Source organism: Daejeonella sp. (assembly GCF_044348475.1).
Lineage (GTDB): Bacteria > Bacteroidota > Bacteroidia > Sphingobacteriales > Sphingobacteriaceae > Daejeonella.
Window position 1 is genome coordinate 13,578 of sequence record NZ_JBIKSU010000014.1, and the last position, 19,270, is coordinate 32,847.

15 protein-coding genes and 1 tRNA gene are annotated in these 19,270 nt (G+C 36.8%); 10 read left to right on the top strand and 6 right to left on the bottom strand.

Features of this window, described 5'->3' with window-relative positions:
• Nucleotides 1-391: 391 nt before the first annotated feature.
• From ACIQZ6_RS05375 to ileS, 4 genes are all read right to left on the bottom strand, one after another.
• Nucleotides 392-1,450 carry a hypothetical protein gene (locus ACIQZ6_RS05375; protein WP_395808954.1) on the bottom strand — a complete coding sequence of 353 codons (1,059 nt, stop codon included), beginning with the start codon at nt 1,448-1,450 and terminating at the stop codon, nt 392-394.
• Between the two features lie 227 nt (nt 1,451-1,677).
• Nucleotides 1,678-2,328 carry a lipoprotein signal peptidase gene (locus ACIQZ6_RS05380; RefSeq protein ID WP_395808956.1) on the bottom strand — a complete coding sequence of 217 codons (651 nt, stop codon included), beginning with the start codon at nt 2,326-2,328 and terminating at the stop codon, nt 1,678-1,680.
• Complete coding sequence (locus tag ACIQZ6_RS05385; protein WP_395808958.1) at nt 2,329-2,712, bottom strand: TraR/DksA family transcriptional regulator; 384 nt, start codon at nt 2,710-2,712, stop codon at nt 2,329-2,331.
• A gap of 2 nt (nt 2,713-2,714) precedes the next feature.
• Nucleotides 2,715-6,122 (bottom strand): isoleucine--tRNA ligase, encoded by a 3,408-nt coding sequence (gene ileS, locus ACIQZ6_RS05390; protein WP_395809018.1) that lies wholly within the window; start codon nt 6,120-6,122, stop codon nt 2,715-2,717.
• A gap of 145 nt (nt 6,123-6,267) precedes the next feature.
• Here ileS and ACIQZ6_RS05395 point away from each other — a divergent pair, with 145 nt between their 5' ends.
• Nucleotides 6,268-6,486 (top strand): signal peptidase, encoded by a 219-nt coding sequence (locus ACIQZ6_RS05395; RefSeq protein WP_395808960.1) that lies wholly within the window; start codon nt 6,268-6,270, stop codon nt 6,484-6,486.
• A gap of 244 nt (nt 6,487-6,730) precedes the next feature.
• Here the strand turns inward: ACIQZ6_RS05395 and ACIQZ6_RS05400 are convergent, their stop codons facing one another.
• Nucleotides 6,731-8,989 carry an RND family transporter gene (locus ACIQZ6_RS05400; RefSeq protein WP_395808962.1) on the bottom strand — a complete coding sequence of 753 codons (2,259 nt, stop codon included), beginning with the start codon at nt 8,987-8,989 and terminating at the stop codon, nt 6,731-6,733.
• Nucleotides 8,990-9,230: 241 nt separating this feature from the next.
• Between ACIQZ6_RS05400 and ACIQZ6_RS05405 the strand changes: the two genes are divergently transcribed.
• The 8 genes from ACIQZ6_RS05405 to ACIQZ6_RS05440 all read left to right on the top strand — a co-directional run bounded on the left by ACIQZ6_RS05405 (nt 9,231) and on the right by ACIQZ6_RS05440 (nt 16,894).
• Nucleotides 9,231-9,587, top strand: coding sequence for a diacylglycerol kinase family protein (locus ACIQZ6_RS05405; protein ID WP_395808964.1), 357 nt, complete (start codon nt 9,231-9,233; stop codon nt 9,585-9,587).
• Entirely contained in the window at nt 9,577-10,302 is a 726-nt protein-coding gene (gene recO, locus ACIQZ6_RS05410; RefSeq protein ID WP_395808966.1) for a DNA repair protein RecO, read from the top strand. Before ACIQZ6_RS05405 ends, recO begins: the two co-directional genes overlap by 11 nt.
• A gap of 351 nt (nt 10,303-10,653) precedes the next feature.
• Nucleotides 10,654-10,728: transfer RNA gene (locus ACIQZ6_RS05415), tRNA-Val, on the top strand.
• Nucleotides 10,729-11,206: 478 nt separating this feature from the next.
• Nucleotides 11,207-12,826, top strand: a complete 1,620-nt coding sequence (locus ACIQZ6_RS05420) for a WG repeat-containing protein (protein WP_395808968.1) — start codon at nt 11,207-11,209, stop codon at nt 12,824-12,826.
• Nucleotides 12,827-13,566: 740 nt separating this feature from the next.
• The gene (locus tag ACIQZ6_RS05425; protein WP_395808970.1) at nt 13,567-13,818 is read left to right on the top strand and encodes a BRCT domain-containing protein; all 252 of its coding nucleotides are present in this window, start codon (nt 13,567-13,569) and stop codon (nt 13,816-13,818) included.
• A gap of 421 nt (nt 13,819-14,239) precedes the next feature.
• On the top strand, nt 14,240-15,556 hold the full coding sequence (locus ACIQZ6_RS05430; protein ID WP_395808972.1) for a hypothetical protein: 1,317 nt from the start codon (nt 14,240-14,242) through the stop codon (nt 15,554-15,556).
• Nucleotides 15,557-15,565: 9 nt separating this feature from the next.
• Nucleotides 15,566-16,177 carry a hypothetical protein gene (locus ACIQZ6_RS05435; protein ID WP_395808974.1) on the top strand — a complete coding sequence of 204 codons (612 nt, stop codon included), beginning with the start codon at nt 15,566-15,568 and terminating at the stop codon, nt 16,175-16,177.
• Between the two features lie 12 nt (nt 16,178-16,189).
• The gene (locus ACIQZ6_RS05440; protein ID WP_395808976.1) at nt 16,190-16,894 is read left to right on the top strand and encodes a hypothetical protein; all 705 of its coding nucleotides are present in this window, start codon (nt 16,190-16,192) and stop codon (nt 16,892-16,894) included.
• Nucleotides 16,895-17,263: 369 nt separating this feature from the next.
• On the opposite strand, the gene ACIQZ6_RS05445 is transcribed toward ACIQZ6_RS05440, so the two are convergent.
• Nucleotides 17,264-18,652, bottom strand: coding sequence for a tetratricopeptide repeat protein (locus tag ACIQZ6_RS05445; RefSeq protein WP_395808978.1), 1,389 nt, complete (start codon nt 18,650-18,652; stop codon nt 17,264-17,266).
• Between the two features lie 226 nt (nt 18,653-18,878).
• Here ACIQZ6_RS05445 and ACIQZ6_RS05450 point away from each other — a divergent pair, with 226 nt between their 5' ends.
• Nucleotides 18,879-19,058, top strand: a complete 180-nt coding sequence (locus tag ACIQZ6_RS05450; protein ID WP_395808980.1) for a GIY-YIG nuclease family protein — start codon at nt 18,879-18,881, stop codon at nt 19,056-19,058.
• Nucleotides 19,059-19,270 lie beyond the last annotated feature (212 nt).

A 19,270-nucleotide genomic window follows, 5' to 3' on the forward strand; every position in this document is an offset into this window, starting at 1 on the left:
AAAGCAGCACTGAATGATTTGTTTAAAGAAAGCAGCACACGCGACACGCGTGCGCTAACGGGCTCTTGAAAGCAGCTAAAAACCACCCCTCGCAGCGCTTAAAGGATATCGGTTCGCTTGCCAGAATGTGATTAATAATGGAGTTACTCATAAATTATAATCTATAACCCTTTGCGTCTTGGCGTCTTTGCGAGCTCTTCTATTTTAATTTCATGGGATTCTGTCATTGTATTTAAAGATTTTCTCGCAAAGACGCAGAGACGCGGTTGTATGACGGATAAGGAAATTGCAGGTTAGTTTATAGCAAAATTTTCTTAGCCGACCAGTGTCCACCGCAGGCGGGGGAATAAAAGGGGGTGGTTTTTGATATTACATTAAAATCCCTGCATTTTTACCCCTGTCGTTTTCCAACGATCTGGCTCAGGTATTCAAATACTAGCTGCCCCATGGTGGTACAAGTTTTAAATGCCGGGTTTTTATGGTAAGAGGAAAGCTCTTTGCCTAATTGCCTGACTTTTTCATCCGGTGCAATGGTATCAATGTCCATTACCCTAAAAAGTTCTTCGATACGGTAATTCCCTGTACGAAAACGGTTTGCGATCAGGCTTCTTTCTTCCTCCTGATACTGCCTCATGGTGGTTAAGTCCATATGTTGCATTCCAAGCTGTACCAGAGCCAGGTTCTCTTTGAAATAATGTGGCAGGTACATTTTCAGTCTACCTTCATACGATTGCTGGTCAAAGTCGATGGCCCGAAAGCGGTATTGATTTCCTTCAATATCTGGAGTGATATCGACAACAAAATTATAAGAACGCATATCTCCAAGTAACCTAACAAAACAGCGTTCATTGAATTTCACAAACTCCTTACAAATTCGAATCTGATTAAATTTGGAAGTACCTAAGCGTCTGCTGATAAATTCATCGCCAGGTAAACCAGGAATATGTTCTTCGATCAGGGTATTGCCATCCGTTAAATAACTGATCCTGTTGGGTGAGAGAATATGCTCCAGCTCCAGTCCGTAAACCCGCGAAGCATCGGCCACTTTGACGTAAAAATGATCATAATTATCATTCAGGCGGTTGATGATGCGAACCCGAAATGGCCTGGTATTGGCAAAGGTGCAATAGTCGATACGCGCTACCGAAAGGTGTTCCATAACCGCGGTATCACCATCTGTATTCATCAGTGCATAGATGTAAGTAAGATTTGGGAAAAGTTCCTTCATTTCACTTTCATCATAATAGACGGTATACCAAAGCGTATCGCGACCTTCTTTATCTCTTAATGGAGTTTTCAGGTTAAAACGCATCAAGTCTGAATACTGTACCGGAAGCTTCACCTCACGGTCGAATTTTAAAAGATAATCACGAAGCTCAGGCCTTATGGCATAATGCTGTTTCTTTTTAGAGGGAACAACATCTCTTGGCTCTTTTTGGTGTGAATGCATTTTATTCGGTTGTCAGTTGTCAGTTATCTGTTATCAGTTGTCAGTTATCTGTTATCAGTTGTCTGTTATCAGTTATCTGTTATCTGTTATCACCCGATAGCTATCGGGTTAACAGTTTGGGTACGGCAGCCAGACAACACATTTCAGTTATCAGTTTAAGTACTCTAGTCATATCTCATGCCTCCTAAAATAAAGGTATAAAAAAAGGCCCTCTCAGGCCTCAATTTCTATTCTTCAACAACTTCGCTGTGGGTGTATACTACCTCTTCTTTCTCTTCTTTGAAATATCTTTTTTGATACAATAAAATCATAATCACTCCAATGGATATCGCAGAGTCGGCTAGGTTAAATACGGGTCTGAAAAAAATAAGTTCTTGCCCGCCCCAAAATGGAAACCATGAAGGGTATGCCCCTTGGATTATGGGAACATAGAACATGTCAACTACTTTACCATGAAACAGGCTAGAATAGCCGCCTTCAACAGGAAATAATTTTGCGGGTTCATAATAAGAACTTTCGTTAAATAGTACGCCATAAAAGGTTGAATCGATGATATTTCCCATTGCACCAGCAAAGATGAGTGATAAATTCATGATCAGCCCGCGGTGGTATTTATGTTTAATCATATATACCAATCCGTAACCTATTCCTAAAACAGCCACAATCCGGAATAAGGTTAATACCAGTTTTCCGGTTTCGCCGCCAAACTCCATGCCGAATGCCATTCCATTATTTTCAGTAAAATGAATGATCGCCCAGTTGCCAATAATTTTATACTCCTGCCCTAAAGACATGTTCAGCTTGATCCAGAATTTTAAAACCTGGTCAGCAATTAATATGAAGAAAATCGCAAAAAAGGGCTTAGTATAAGCTTTCATTTAGGCCTGTTTCATTTTAGCTTCCATACTTAATGTTGCATGAGGAACTGCACGCAAACGTTCTTTCGGTATTAATTTTCCGGTTTCTCTGCAAATACCGTAGGTCTTATTTTCAATACGCACCAAGGCATTCTCTAGGTTATCTATGAATTTGCGCTGACGGGCAGCCAGCTGATTGATTGATTCCTTTTCAAGGGTAGCTGATCCATCTTCAAGAGTCTTGTAAGTACCTGCGGTATCATCAGTTCCGTTCATATTTGGATTACTTAATGATTGGCTTAAAGCAGCTAATTCTTCTCTTGAACTACGTAATTTATCGGTAATAAGGGTTTTGAATTCCTGCAATTCTGCATCAGAATATCTTGTTTTTACGTGCTTATCCATTTCTATCCTTTATTTATTAGTATCATTAAATTATGCTCATCAATACTTACCAATTCTCCCTCATTTAGCTCATTTACAAGCTCTAAGGAGTTGGCCAGGATTTCGGCGCAAATATATGATAAATTATTTTTTAGGGCTTCCGAAATATACGGATGGTCTTTAACCTGTACCCTAATCTTATCTGTAACCTCAAAACCCTGATCTTTTCGCATGTTCTGGATGCGGTTAACCAGCTCTCTTGAAATACCCTCTTGCTTTAAATCTTCGGTAATGGTAATATCTAGTGCTACAGTTAAGGCTCCAAGATTTGCAACCTGCCATCCTGGAACATCCTCAGCTAAGATTTCTACATCTTCAACAAGAACCTGATAAGCAGTGTCGCGGATATTTATTTTGCCCTCGTTTTCAAACCGGCTAATTTCCTGTTGGGTTAAGGTGTTTAATGCTTCTGCCACAATTTTCATATCCTTACCAACTTTTGGGCCTAAAGCTTTAAAGTTTGGCTTTATTTTTTTGCTGATAATGCCAGAGGTATCTGTAATGTACTCAATATCTTTAATGTTTGTTTCTGAAAGGATCAGATCTTTTATTTTTTCAACCCTTGCTTTGAAAGTTTTATCCAAAACTGGTATAAGTGCTTTACCTAATGGCTGTCTTACATTAATACCAACTTTTTTTCGCAGCGAAAGGATTAGTGAAGAAATATCCTGAGCAAGCCCCATGCGTTCTTCCAAGGCTTTGTCTACCAAGCCTTCATTGTATTCCGGAAAATTGGCCAGGTGTACAGAAAGAGCCTGTTCTTTACCAGTAGCATTGTTTAGGTCAATGTATAAGCGATCACTGAAAAATGGCGCAACCGGTGACATAAGCTTTGCAATGGTATTCAAACATGTGTAAAGTGTTTGATAAGCTGATATTTTATCTTCAGAATATTCACCCTTCCAGAAACGGCGACGGCATAAGCGAACATACCAGTTGCTCAAGTGCTCATCCACAAAGTTCTGGATAGCACGAGTGGCGCGGGTTGGTTCAAAGTCGGCATAGTGTTTATCAACTTCCAGAATTAATGAATTTAATAATGAAATAATCCAACGATCAATTTCTGGGCGGTCTTTGACATTCTCTTCCTGATACCTAAAGCCGTCTATATTTGCATAAAGCACAAAAAATGCATAGGTGTTATGTAATGTTCCAAAGAACTTGCGGCGTACCTCATCAATTCCTTCGATATTGAATTTTAAATTATCCCATGGCGATGCATTGCTGATCATGTACCAGCGAGTAGGATCTGCGCCGTATTTTTCAATGGTTTCAAATGGATCAACTGCATTGCCCAAACGTTTCGACATTTTATTGCCGCTTTTGTCTAATACCAGCCCGTTAGATACCACATTTTTAAAGGACACGCTATCATTGAGCATTACACCAATGGCATGCAGGGTAAAAAACCATCCGCGAGTTTGATCTACTCCTTCGGCAATGAAATCGGCAGGATATATTGATCCAGCTTCAGAATCAGACCCCGAATGAGTGTTCCAATAATCTAAAAAATCTTTTGCACTAATGTTTCCATTTTTACCTTCTTCGGTTGGGGGAAGACCCCATTGCGCATAAGGCATAGCACCTGAATCGAACCAGACATCAATGAGGTCGGGTTCACGAAACATTTTTTTGCCGGATGGAGAAAGTAAAACCACATCATCCACAAAAGGGCGATGCATATCATTAATCACAAATGTAGGATCCATAAAACCAGCATCTGCAGATTTCTTGATCTCGGCTCTCAATTCATTAACTGACCCGATACATTTTTCTTCTGAACCATCTTCAGTACGCCAGATTGGCAAAGGAGTACCCCAGTATCGTGATCTGGATAAATTCCAGTCAACCAGATTTTCTAGCCAGTTTCCAAAACGCCCGGTACCCGTTGATTCAGGCTTCCAGTTGATGGTTTTATTGAGTGCAACTAGGCGTTCTTTAACAGCTGTAGTTTTGATAAACCAGCTATCTAGCGGATAATATAAAACAGGTTTATCTGTTCTCCAGCAATGCGGGTAACTGTGTTCGTATTTCTTAACATCAAAGGCTTTGTTCTCTTCCTTTAATTTGATGGCGATTAACACATCAGTAGGCCTGAAATCAGGATCTTTACGTTCTTCATCGCTATAATATTCTTCTTTTACGTATTTACCGGCAAAGTCACTGACCTCTTGAACAAATTTCCCCTTTCTGTCAACCAGCGGGAATTCGTTGCCTTTTTCATCCCTGATCATAACCGATGGTACATTGTTTTCGCGGCAGGCCCTAAAATCGTCGGCGCCAAAAACAGATGCGGTATGTACGATACCGGTACCATCTTCTGTGGTTACAAAATCGGCAGGAATAACGCGGAATGCATTCTTTTCAAGATCAGCATTGGTTACATAGGGCATTAGCTGATGGTAATGCAGATCAATAAGGTCTGATCCCTTGAATTCGGCCTCCATTTGCCATGGAATCAGTTTGTCGCCTTCCTTGTAATCTGAAAACTGGATGGTTTTTGCCTCTTCTTTAAAATATTTTGAAACAAGATCCTTTGCTAGAACCACACTCACGGGCCTGAACGTATACGGATTAAATGTTTTAATTTTTACATACTTGATGGATGCACCAACAGCCAGCGCACAGTTTGATGGTAAGGTCCATGGTGTAGTGGTCCAGGCCAGAATAGTGGTATCTTCAGTTTCTTTGTCAAAAAGAATCTTCATTAATGGATGGTCCTGATCCTTTTTTATGTGGAACTGGGCAACTATGGAGGTATCTTTTAGCATTTGATACGTCCCGGGCTGGTTTAGCTCATGTGAGCTTAGTCCGGTTCCTGCTGCAGGAGAATAAGGCTGAACAGTATATCCTTTGTATAAAAGTCCTTTTTCATGAAACTGCTTCAAGATCCACCAGAGGGTTTCTATATACTCATTTTCATAGGTGATATATGGATTCTCTAGGTCAACCCAATAGCCCATTTTCTCGGTCAGGTCGTTCCATACATCGGTATATTTCATAACCTCGGTACGGCAGGCAGCATTATATTCTTCAACGGTAATGCTTTTACCGATATCGTCTTTGGTAATACCCAGCTTCTTTTCTACAGCCAGTTCAATAGGTAGCCCATGCGTATCCCATCCTCCTTTACGATTTACTCGAAAGCCTTTGAGGGTTTTATAACGACAAAAAATATCCTTAATGGAGCGGGCCATAACATGATGGATTCCCGGCATCCCGTTCGCAGATGGTGGCCCCTCATAAAATATATAAGGTTTAGAAGCAGGCCGGTTAGAAATACTTTTTTCAAATACCTGGTTTTTTTTCCAGTATTCTAATATCTCTTTACCGGTTTTTGATAGATCAAGTTGCTTATATTCTTTGTACATCAGTGCTTTAACTCCCAAATTTAAGGATGCAAAGTTAAGAATTTTAAGTCTTATAATGCAGTTTTTTGGAATCATTCATCCGCGAAAATTTGCCAAACAAGTAAGGCCCGTATTTTGTGTAAATTAGCCTCTAAGTTTTTAGATTATGAGAAATATATATATGCGCCGTGGCATCTGGCTGCTATTTTTAGGGATAGCCTTAAATTTATTGGGATATTACCTGATGGGAGAGGAGATATACAAGTATGGCTGGGCCATGGTAAGTGGTACCCTTGCATTTGGTTTTGGCTTTTTATCGGTAATTTATAGCTTGATACGTAAAATGGACCGAAAAGCTATTTTGAAAGAACGGGCAGAAGAGTAGTAGGTTGATTATTGTTTGTATTTTTTCTATGGCGACGAAATTAACGTCATTTCGAACACCTAAAAACTAGTTTTCAAAGAAAATAATTAGTACAAGGTGGAGAAATCTGTTCACCAAAGCATATTATTTCAATCGAAATTCTCTTTTCACTCAACAGATTTCTCCACGCATTAAAGACTGTGCAATATTAAATATAATGCCTGCGTGTTCGAAATGACGGATTTAGTAGCTATAGAACTCTATCTTAAATATCCCAGGTATCTCCATTGGCCTTAGCAATCTTTTTTCTTTTTCTTTTATCGAGCAATAACAGTAAAGCAGGCAGCAGGGTCAGGTTTGATACCAGTGCGATAATCAGCGTGATAGAAAGTAGTAATCCCAATATCATGGTGCCGCCAAAGGTGCTGGCTGTAAATATTCCAAACCCGAAGAACAGAACCAATGCAATGTGTGTCATGCTAATGCCGGTTTCTATTATGGTATCAGAAATAACTTTTGATGTGCTAAAATCTGTCGACAGTAATTCCTGTTGATACCTGGTTAGAAAATAAATGGTTTGGTCGGATGCAAGTCCGAAAGCGATTGTAAATATCAGAATCGTTGAAGGCTTAAGTGGGATATTGAAAAATCCCATTAGCCCTGCCGTAATAATCAATGGAATAACATTAGGAAGCAATGAGATGAACATGATCCTCACATCTTTAAATTGTGCAAGGCGCAGCAGCGAGATCAGAGCAATTGCCAATAGAATACTTTCCATCAGGTGCATCAGCATGTAATCGGTTCCTTTAGAAAAAATAATACTCGATCCAGTTAGCAGTACATCATAACGCTCAGGTTTTAAAATAGAGTCGATACGAGGTTTTAACTCTTTAAGTAGCTCATTCATACGTTTTGAACCAACATCAGCCATCTGGAAACTGACTCGTGTAACCTGCTTATTGCTATCCACAAAACCTTTCAGCATGTCATTGTTTCCTCCCGAATTTCCTAGGTAACTCAAAACGAAGTTCTTCTCCATGTCATTGGGTATTCGGAAAAACTGTGGATCGCCGTTATAAAATGCTTGCGATGCGTACTTTAATGCTTTATTCAAAGATACTGAACGTGAGAATTCAGGGTATTCAGAGATCATTTCTTCCATTCTATCAACTTTTTTAATAGTCGATAAGTTCAGGATACCATTCTTTTTACGTGTATCAATGCTTACCTCTAGGGGTAAAATTCCTTCGAAGTTCGTTTCAAAGAAATTAAGGTCGCGGATAATGGGAGAGTTCTGCGGAAGATCATCTACCACATAGCCATTCACATTGATCTTTAATACTCCAATCATAGAGATCAGGGTGATGATCATCGTAACACTATAAATTAGCTTGCTGCGATGATGTACCAGATAGTCGGTTTTCACCAATAATTTATGCAAAATGCTGTTATCATGCTCTTCTTGAGCTTTCAATGCCGGTACTGGCAAATAGCTGAAAATAATTGGGATCAGGCACAGGCAAATAAACCAGGTAGCCATCACATTCAAGGCAGCAACTACTCCAAATTCAACCAGTAGGGCACTACCCGTGAAAAATAATACACCAAATCCAATAGCGGCGGTAATATTGGCGATTAGGGTAGTTTCAGAGATGCGCAGGATAGTAACATGCAGCGCTTTGGCTTTGTCGCCATGTTTACGAAGTTCATTATGATATTTATTCAGCAGCAAAATACTATTCGGAATGCCAATGATCACAATCAAAGGTGGGATCAGTCCGGTGAGGATGGTAATCTCATACCCGAACATAACCAATGTTGCCAAACTCCAGATTACGCCAACGATCACCAGCAGAATTGGGAAAATTACAGGGTAAAGCCGGCGGAAAAATATAAACAAGATCACGGCCGCAACTAAAATAGATAGACCAAGGAAAAGTACAAACTCTTTAGATACCAATCGACTTACTGCGGTGCGTATGAAGGGTAGTCCGGAGTAATGCACTTCCAACTTATTCCTTTTACTGAAAGCACCAGCTTTATCAAGGATAGATTGAATAATCGGAGCCCTTTTTTTGGTGTTCAGTATTTTGAAGTCAATATTAATCGCCATTAAAGTAGCATGGCTTTCTTTGTTGTAGAGTAAACCCTCATAAAACGGAAGCTCATAAATTCGTTGCTTGATACTGTCCATTTCAGTATCGCTCAGCACGGTGGTTCCACTCAGCTGTTTTAATACAAACCGCTGATTGCTGGTGTCTTTCTGTAAGTCGTATAGATTTCCAATAGAAAGAACCTGTTTAATTCCTTCAATCTTTTGGATGTCTGCAGCCAGTGCTTGCCATTCATTAAATTGTTCTTTTTTCAATAGATCAGGAGAACTTACCCCCAAAACCATCATGTTTCCATCTTCGCCAAACTGGCTTTTGAAATTATTATACTTGATGAAAGCAGAGTCTGTTAAAGGAAGAATTTTACTTCCCATGAAAGATAGCTTGACATAACTAGCTTTCCATGCCATGAACACTGTAATTAGAAAGAAAACTACGAGAATAGCTATACGGTTAGAAAGTATAAATTTGGAAAAGTTATTCCACATACTGCACGTTTTAGGATAAATGCGAAAGCCAGAGCGTAAAACTACAAAAATTCTTAATTTGGACTTTCAATAATCTTTTATTTCAGTATTTATACCGTAATAATACCATTTTTGACCTTGATTCTGATAAATTATACATCCTAAGGGTAATTTAAAATTAAGCATGAAGAAGTTTTTTAAAGGATTTTGTTTTGCATGTAAGGGAATCAGCTATTCGTTCGGCACGCAGCTGAACTTCAGAATTCATTGTCTAATTGCATTATTTGTTATCAATGCAGGATTTTACTTTGCCCTGAATTCTGTTGAATGGTTATGGATCATTGCAGCAACCGCTGTGGTATTTATTGCCGAGCTTTTTAATACGGCCATAGAAACCCTGGTGAATTTAGTTTCGCCAGATTTCAATCCCAAGGCGGGTCTTATCAAGGATATTTCAGCAGCAGCAGTTCTGATTGCTGCCTTCATGGCTCTGATAATTGGAGTTTTGATATTTTTACCAAAAATCATCGATGCTGTATAAGACCAGGGGTATAGTTTTTAAAATTACTGATTACTCTGAAAGCAGTGTGGTTGTGCAGGTTTTTACTGAAACATTCGGTCTGCAGTCGTACCTGATTAACGGAATCAAGAGGCCCAAATCAAAAATCAGGCTAAATAGCTTGCAGCCTTTGCATTTGCTGGATATGGTGGTGTATCATAAAACATCTGGGAATATTCAGCGCGTTTCGGAGCTCAGGCATCAGCCGGTATTTTTAAGCATACCTTATGATATTGTAAAAAGTTCGATTACGATGTTTTTGAATGAGGTTCTTTACAAATCATTGAAGCAGCATGAGGCCGATGAGGTTTTGTTTGAATTTTTGTTTCATGCCATCGAGATTCTTGATAGTATCAGTAATGGATTAGCAAATTTCCATCTCTATTTTTTATTACGCTTGACTCGCTTTTTGGGGTTTTATCCGGATATGACCTTGGCCGATACAGGCACTTATTTTGACCTTAGGGATGGGGGATATACTAGAATGCAGCCACCGCATGCTCAAATTTTGGAACCTCAATTTGCAGCTGTGTGGACAAGTATTCTGAATTCAAATTTTGATGATCTGGATAACTTAAAGATTTCGTCTTCAGACAGAAAATTCTTGCTCGAGAAGATTCTGGATTATTACCGGAACCATATTGAAGGGTTTGGTCAGATCAGGTCGCATGAGGTATTGGAGGAGGTGTTGAGTTAGTAGAGAGAGAGGATTGGTTCTATCAACATTGAATAGCATAATTGATAAAAATTGCAATCAATATTGGAATTTTCAAGTTTACCGCAAATTCACTATCCACCCAGTGTCTGCCGCTGGTTTAAAGGCCTCCATTGGAGCGGGGGAATAAAAAGGGGCTGGTTTTCGCATTCAAACAAGCTATAATAATTATAATGCACTAGTTTATAGCTAATTAAATATATTTTGAAATTAATTTTGTGAAAGTAAACGATACGTCTATATTTGCACTCCCAATCAGGGAGATTAGCTCAGCTGGTTCAGAGTATCCCGATTACATCGGGAGGGTCACTGACTCAGTAAGTTAAAAAAAAAGGGAGATTAGCTCAGCTGGTTCAGAGCACCTGCCTTACAAGCAGGGGGTCACTGGTTCGAACCCAGTATCTCCCACACTGAAAATCAGGCGTTTACATTCAATTGTAAGCGCCTTTTTTTATGTGGTTTACACATTGGTTTACACAAACCCTGTATTTGCTCCTATGCTTCTTAACTTTAATTCTCCCTAAATGCTTAGCCTAAATCATAAAGTTGTACCCTGGCGGATCTGTCTGATTGGCAGATGTGATCTTTATGAAAAAGAGAGATGGTGTGCCTACCCCTACAGATAATTGTCCCTTAAGTTACTAATCGCCTTATTCACCTGTTATATCTTATATATATAGCTTTAGTCTATTATAATCCTTGATTTAGGTATAAATGGGTTTAAAATAATAAAGCTCCAACAGTATAAAGCAAAAGCTTTGAAATTTAAAATTATACTTTTGATTGGCCCGAACAATAGGGAAGTTTACAATCTATAATTGTATGTTTACTTTTTTATTTTGTACGTAGTAATAATTTAATTTAATTTGTCAAATGATAAAGAATTATGGAAAAGATAATAGAATTTATAGACAAGAATTTTTTTTTCAATTTGTATAAACCTGAATTAGTAAGTGATTATTGGGATTACGATGCAGAGAATTTTAAAGATTGGGATAGTATACATAAAAATAAAAATATTGATTACAGAAATAATTATTATGGCTTTGTATTTCCAAGTGTAAAATCTAAAAGCGATTCAGAGTTTGATTTTGGGTTTATAAACGAAAAAGGCGAAGAACTATTGGAGATGAAATTTGATTCTGCTTCAAAAATAGTAAATGGAATATCCGTTGTAAAAAAATCAAATAAATGGTTCATACTAAAAGTAAAAGAAAATATTTTTAAAGAAGTTAAGTATGAAAATGTATCCTTTTTCAGTGAAGGTTTAGCAGTTGTAATGAATGAGGAGGGTAAATATGGATATATTAATGAAGATGGCATAGAAATAATAAAATGCAAATACGATAATGCTGATTCTTTTTCTGAAGGATTGGCAAAAGTGGGACACGGAGGTTGGTCAGATAGAGTTTATGGGTTTATTAATGAAAAAGGCGAAGAGATAATTCCACTTAAGCATGATGAATTTATTGAATCAGTTAAAGAAGGTCTTATTTGTCATAGTGATTCTAATAATAAATATGGGTATTTAGATAAAAAAGGAAATGTGAAAATTCCATTTCAGTACGATTGGGCTGGAAATTTCAAGGACGGATTTGCTAGAGTTAAAATAGAAGGCAAATGGGGTTATATAGATTATAATGGTAAAATTATAATCACCTGTGCATTTGAGCAAGCGTCTGATTTCTCAAATGGGCTTGCATTAGTAAGAAAAGATTATGATGACTATTTCATTAATATCAAAGGCGAAAATGTAATTTCATGCGATGATTATGTAGATATAAATTCATTTAATAATAATCTAGCAGCTGTTTCAAAGGCAGATATTTATGGGCTGAATATTATGTGGGGATTCATAGATAAGAAAGGAAAACTTATTATTGATTGTATATTTGATGAGGTTTCTGATTTCTGTAATGGATTTACTAAAGTAAAGAAGGATGATAACTGGGCAATAATGAACTCAGATGGTGTCCTTTTGTCAGAATATTCATATTCATCAATTTCCGAATTTAATGAAGACTGTTTTGTAGTGGGAATTCCTGCCAAATCAAGCGAGCTAGATATCAAAGAAGAACTTACTACTTTTTTTAATGTCGAATTTGGAAATAAAGACTGGCAAAATGTTGTTTACCCAGAATTTCTTCATAGACCTACCATAGGGATTTATAATGCTGGTAGTCAAGAACTTATTGCATTGGGATTGGGTAGAAAAGACAGAATTTTTACTGTTGGGCTAAATTTCAAAAATAATAAAAAAACTCACTTGACATCTCTAAATGAGAAACAATTGAATACATTTACTCAATATGATTATGCGAATTTAATAAAAAGAATTATGAATCGTTTTGAAGAAATTGGTTCACTTCACGAAGACTCATGTTACACAGATGATGAAGAAGTACGAGATGGTCTTATCAATGAGATGAATGAAGAGATAGAAATACTCAGAGAGCTTATTCCGAGTATTCCTGAAATTGACGAATTAAGTCCAGGGGATTTTTAAAAAGTGTTTTAATTTTATTTATAATATTTTGCACTATAATATGCAAGTTGTCAGCTTAAAATTGACGATTTATATGTAAAGACTTCATTGTTCAAATAATAGATTATATAATTGCCAAAAAATCGGAAGTTACTTAAGGTTTTACTGAGGGGTATTCCTGCAAATTAGTTTTCACGCTTTGAATTATGTATATAAATATCTCTATGCGTTCAGGTTCCGGTGCTTGGCGTTGTTGTGGTTCGGTTCTCTGAACCCTTTCTAGTACAGGGTTATGTCGTTGTTGTTCACTTCTATCAATTCTTTCCGGAGCAGGTGTCTGACGTTCTTGAGGGGCTGTTCTTTGATTCTGACCTTGATTCTGTGCCTGTCCAAAACGTTCAGTTTACACTATTCCTAGCCATATTTAATATTGAAAACAAGAGTTTTCGCTCAAATGTGGGTATATATAATCAATTAAATCTCCAGATAGAGGGGAATACATCGAAGAACATCTGCGTTATAGCAGCAGCAGAACGAGAGAAATCTATACCCCCATTTGTGCGAGAAAAATCTCCAGAACATTAAAAGTTCTTTTGATACTATATCTTCTATGAAACTTTACTAAACCCGAAACACAATTTCGCAAAGCGAACTTGATTTGGTTGAGTGGAAGAAATTTTGTTACAGGTATATTTTTGTTATGCACAAGCCCAAAAAATAATTATATTCAAAACTTAAAAAAATAAACAAATAAAATCAAAATGGCAAAAACAACAACTATCGCTGGCAATACCTTTTTGTTTACCGGCAAATTAAATGAATTTAAGCGCGAAGATGCAGAAGCACATGTAAAAGCTGAAGGCGGTAAAGTATTAAGCGGCGTTAGTGCCAAACTAAATTACTTAGTTGTTGGCGAAGACGCGGGCAGTAAATTAGCAAAAGCCGAAGCTTTAGGAACGGTTACTATTTTGCATGAAAAAGAATTTTTGAAAATGATGCATTCAGGTTCCTAAAAAGCGGCATCACCTAAAAAAGCTGTGCCTAAGAAATCTGCGCCAGAAAAATCTAAAAGTTCAAAAGAAACTAATGATTTTGGAAATATGCCTTTTGTATGTTTAAATGAATCACAATTTTAAAAAATCTACGGTGAACTTATGGCCGATTACAATTGTTTAAATCATGTTCAAGGAAATTTAACCATCTAAAAGTAAAATTCATATGTTATTGAAAAAAATTTGATCCAATATTAACAAAGGAAGTGCACACTTAACTAAAAAATAAACCCTGAAACTCCATATTGGAAAGGAAATCATAATTGGGATGGGATGGTAAAATTCCGCCAACAAATAAGTGCAAGAAAATAAATCCGGATTTAAAAATACAGATCAAAATTGTATACTTAAAAGGGGTGGAATTAGTAATAAAAAATAAATTATGAACATATCACAATACAAAACAAAAGTTGCCTCGCACTATTTGCCATTAGATCCTGAGCAAATAGGGCTAAAAATAATGGAGGCCGATTATTATTTTACATCCATAAAACACGATGGTTATTTTGCAGCTTTAGAAATTAAAAATGGCAAAGCCACATTGTATGATCGTAATGGTAATGCAAAAGAAATAAATGCCATCACTACTGCTGCTAAATCTATTAAAGAGGATGTTATGTTAGCGGGCGAAATTTGTGTTTTTAAAAATGGCAAATCTTCCAACAATCGCGAAGTGGCCGCAGCGTTATATGAACCTGAAAAACATGATATACGTTTTGGTGTGTTTGATATTATTTCATACAAAGGCGAAGAACCAACTTTGGATGAAAAAGAAAAAACAGCCTTGATAAAAAAATTAGCTATTTCAAATGAAGTATTTGCCATTGAGCAAACCTTGATGGAAAGTAGAAAAGACATTATTGCTTTTTATAAGGATATAGCAGGCAAAGAAGAAGGCGCTGTTGTGCGTTCGGCTGATGGCATAATTTATAAAATAAAACCATCCATTACTTTAGATTTAGTAGTGCTTGGTTATGCCATGAGTTCGGGCGAAGATGAAATATTACGCGAATTATTACTTGGCGTAGCTTTAGATAATTTTGATTTTCAAATAGTTACAAAATGCGGTAATGGTTTCTCTAATAAAGATCGTCAAGAATTGGTAAAAAAATTAAAACCACTAACGGTTGCGAGCGAATACACCGAAGTTTCAGGTGCTAAAACTGCTTTCGTAATGGTGGAACCATCTTTGGTAATGGAGCTTTCTTGTTTAGATGTTATTTCAGAAACTACTAAAGGTTCCATTCACAAAAGTGTTTTAAATTATTCTAAAAAAGAAGGTTATACCTTTAAAGAACAAGCTGCAACCATCAGTTGTATTTCGCCAGTATTTGAGCGTTTTCGTGATGATAAAAAAGCAACTTCAGCCGATGCTGGAGAAAAACAGTTTAGTTATTTAATTGAGGAAAACGCAAAAGAGGAAAGTGCGGATTTAAAACCTTCAACTATTAAGTTACGCGAAGTGTATACCAAATCGGGTAAAGGAGGCACAGCCGTTCGCAAATTTTTGGGTATACAAACTCATAAAGAAAAAACTGGGAAATACTCACCCTTTATTGTGTTGTACACAGATTTTAGTACAGGCAGAAAAACACCATTGGAACAAGACATTTTTTTATGTGCAACAAGCAAAGACATGGAAATAAAAATGGCGCAATTGATAGAAGAAAATATTAAAAAAGGTTGGGAAAAAATTTAGACAACACGTATGGCAAAAGCAATTCAATTTGTAGCAGGTAAACTAAAGTTTGCAGCAGCTCTCACCAAAATAGACCGAGATAAAGTATACGGTTTTATTGAAGTAAAAGTAAATGACGATAAAGGAGACCCGTGTATAATGGGCAGTTTATTGGATGATGGGAGAACATTAGTTTTAAATGGCGCAACTGCCCTTAAAACAGTTGATGCATCACATAATGAACTTGATAAAAAGGAATTAAAAGTTATTTATCAAGATGGTAGCGATGCAGTGCTTGTTGCTTCGAGTTATGAAGTTGAGGTGAATTTAACTAAAACTAGCTTAGATGATTTATTTAATTTAGAAATCACTAGTGTGTATCAATTAGATTTTGAAGATGCATCACAAAAAAAATCAGTTAGTGATTATTTAGCTGATGGAAAAGTAGCACGTTTTGTATTTAATTACCGTGCTGATTACGAAGGTGCAGATGCCATATTAATTGCTAATGCAGATGGTATTTTTGCTTTAACTGGTCGTATCATTGATTTTCCTTATTTAGAAAATAAATTAGCGCAAGTAGCTGCAAACTTAGTTGAGGAAACGATGGAAGAAGAAGCAATGGATTTTGGAATGTTATAAAAAATAAAAGAGATGTCAACACAAATAAATTTAGCGGATAACAAAGGCCGCAATGCGGAAGTGATTTTTAAAAGTTTCACAAAAAAACCATTTGTAAAAACGGTAACACCAAAAGGTGAGGCAACGCAAACTGTGCGCGTGTTAAAATCAGTCGCACAAAATTCATACGAAAATTTATTAAAAGCAAATGAAAGCGATGAGGCAGTTGCACAATTACTGATAACAGCCGATCCTGAATTTGACAATTCAATGACTGGCCTCTTTGTTGAAGAAACTAGTAAGGTTTATATTAATTCAGATTTGAAACCAGTGTTTAGAATTCACAAAACAGAGGCTGTTTATTTACCCGATGGTACATTAAAAGAAGAACGTACTCCAAAAGAAACCATTGCAAATATTCTAGCAGAACATCCCATAAAACCAGCAGGGAAATTATTGCCGAAAATAGAAGTGTATAACAAATTTGTATTTTCAAAAAAATATCAGCTAACACATATCAATGGTTTAACTTTTGATTTTTTATATGAAATGGCTAAGGATCTGCATGAAAACGATTCAATGATGATGTTAGCAGGCGGTGCAAAAGGCAATGAGCCATTAGTATTTAAAGATGGTGGCAAAACATATCGTGCTTTTTTAGAAGGCAGAGTAAAAGATAAATCCTACATTTTATTGATCCATCTATCTAATTTAGAATTGAAGGGGATTAGTAAATAAAAAACAACAGTGCATAAAAGCGACTACAAATCCTATGAAAGCTTATCGTACTGCCGCTTTCCCGAATACACGAATATTCTTGATATCTACATTACTTTTGGCACGGAATAGATCGTAGCTTGAATAAACTATGTGAGTTCACCTTAACACACTATCCGTAGAGTTTAGCGCAGCACCTCTACGGATTGTCCAATGATGAGGAGTCTTCTGACTCCTTATTGAAAAAAATCTTCTTGATTTAAAATTTTGATACTTTTACAGGTAATTAGTAACCGATTACATCTGGTTTTTAAATTTAAAACGAGTCTGAAGATTCTTGAATATTAAATAATCCGTAGAGACGTTGCACTTAACTCTACGGATGGATGATCAATTTGCTCCTTCTAATTGATTGATGGTCTTTCTAGCAGCTTCCAATCGAATCTTTTTATTTTTCTCCACCATAATATCGGTCATCCATTTTTCCAGCCGATGATGCACTGGTATAAGTAAGGCTCCGATACTAATCAATACAAGTAGCATTAATACAGGTAAGTGATTTGTTGCTTTTTCTAGGTAGGGATGAATAAATAAATTAATGAACTCAAATACAGCTAACAAACCGAGAATGCCAAAAAACTCAATGAACTTTGTTTTTACGATAATGCTGCGGCTGAGGGCAAAAAATAAGATAATAAAACATATCAATCCAATGGCTATGGCGGCATATTGTAGATCATGTTTCCGTTCTTCTTTGGCTTTAAATTCTGCTGTGGCTAGTTCCTGCTGTCGAAGCTGTTCATCAAAAATCAGGTTTTGTAATTGCTGCGTTTTTTCTTTAGTTAACCCCGAATCAGTGGCAGCTTTAGCCATTTCCAGATAAAATAATGCGCTGTCTACATTCCCTTTGCTCTTATGAATGGTATACAATAAAGTACTTAAATTAGGTGCTATAATTTCTCCTCTTTTACGGCGAATTGCTATCGCCTTATTAGCATAATTCAGAGAAGAATCTAGTTGGCCTGTTTTTTTGAAGACAGTGGCCATTGCGAATGATGACCAACTTAAGCCATTTCCTCCTTTTTTCATTAAAGGAATACTTAAGCGGTAATACTCTAAAGCCACTGTGTATTGCCCAGATAAAAGATTGATATCGCCCATTTGAACTAATGAGCCACCAATTATTCTGTCATAATTAATCTGGCGCGCTAAATCATAGGCCTGTTGAGTAAATATCCTGGCAGAATCTAGAATATTTAAATTTTTGTATACCCCTCCGATAACCAAATCGGCAATACAAATCTCCTGCTTCCAATTTAGCTTTTCTCTTATAGCTTTAGATTTAAAATGATAGCGTAATGCCTGACGGTAATCTCCTAAACCATTTAACATATCTCCCATAACTCCTAAATTATTTGAAAGTCCATCTAAATAATTGTTCTTTTCATTAATCTTTAAAGCCTGGAGAAGTTGTTCCATTGCTTTTAGAGTATTACCTTTTCTTCTATATTCATAGGCAATCATGTTTAAACTCTTTGCTTCGCCTTTTAAATAGCCGATACGACGAGATAATTCCAGCGCTTCAAAGACTAAGGGCCCACTTTTTTCAGGCTTAGTCATTACATAAGAATAGGCCAGTTCATTCATAAGCAAGATACGTGTGGTATCCTGCTTTTCATTTCGTAGCACTGCTTCAAGGCTGTCTATGTTGGTTATTTGAGCATAGGTCTCAGCTGATAAGCAGAGAGTGAGGAGTAGTAACAGGATCTTTTTTAGCATAGTTTAATAATTTTTAACAGCTTTTTGCGGCAGTTTCTGTTTTTTTATAGGGTGCACTTATCCGGGACGGATTATATGACTAGCTATGTAAGGTTCAAGCCCAGTCTATTCTTAACCTGTAATGTCCTATAATAAAAATACATAATTATTAGTTAGTTTCAACGGCAGTGGTAATGATAGAGGATACCTTTGGACTGCAGCTGATTTGAAGCTCAATAAGACCTACATGAGTGAGACCTTTTACAGGCATCTTTCAAACCATAAAGGGTTTACCGGCTGTGCGCCGGATTGGGATCTAAGGTGGAGTAAAGAGTTCGAGAGTAAGATGCAGGCGCTTCAATTTGAGCGAAAAATAAAAGGTTGGAAGAGTAGACTTATGATTGAAATACTTATCTCTGAGTCATAAAGAGCTGGTTCAGAGCATCCCGACTAACAGTCGGGAGGGTCAAGGTTCGAACTCTTATCTACCACGAATCCCGAAAGAAATTTCGGGATTTTTTTATTTTAGAGAAATGTATTTTATCTATATCATTTACTTTAAAATCAATCGATATGCTATCGGTTTTACCTCCAATATAACCTACCTTTAGAGAAACATACTATCAATCATTCAGGCTT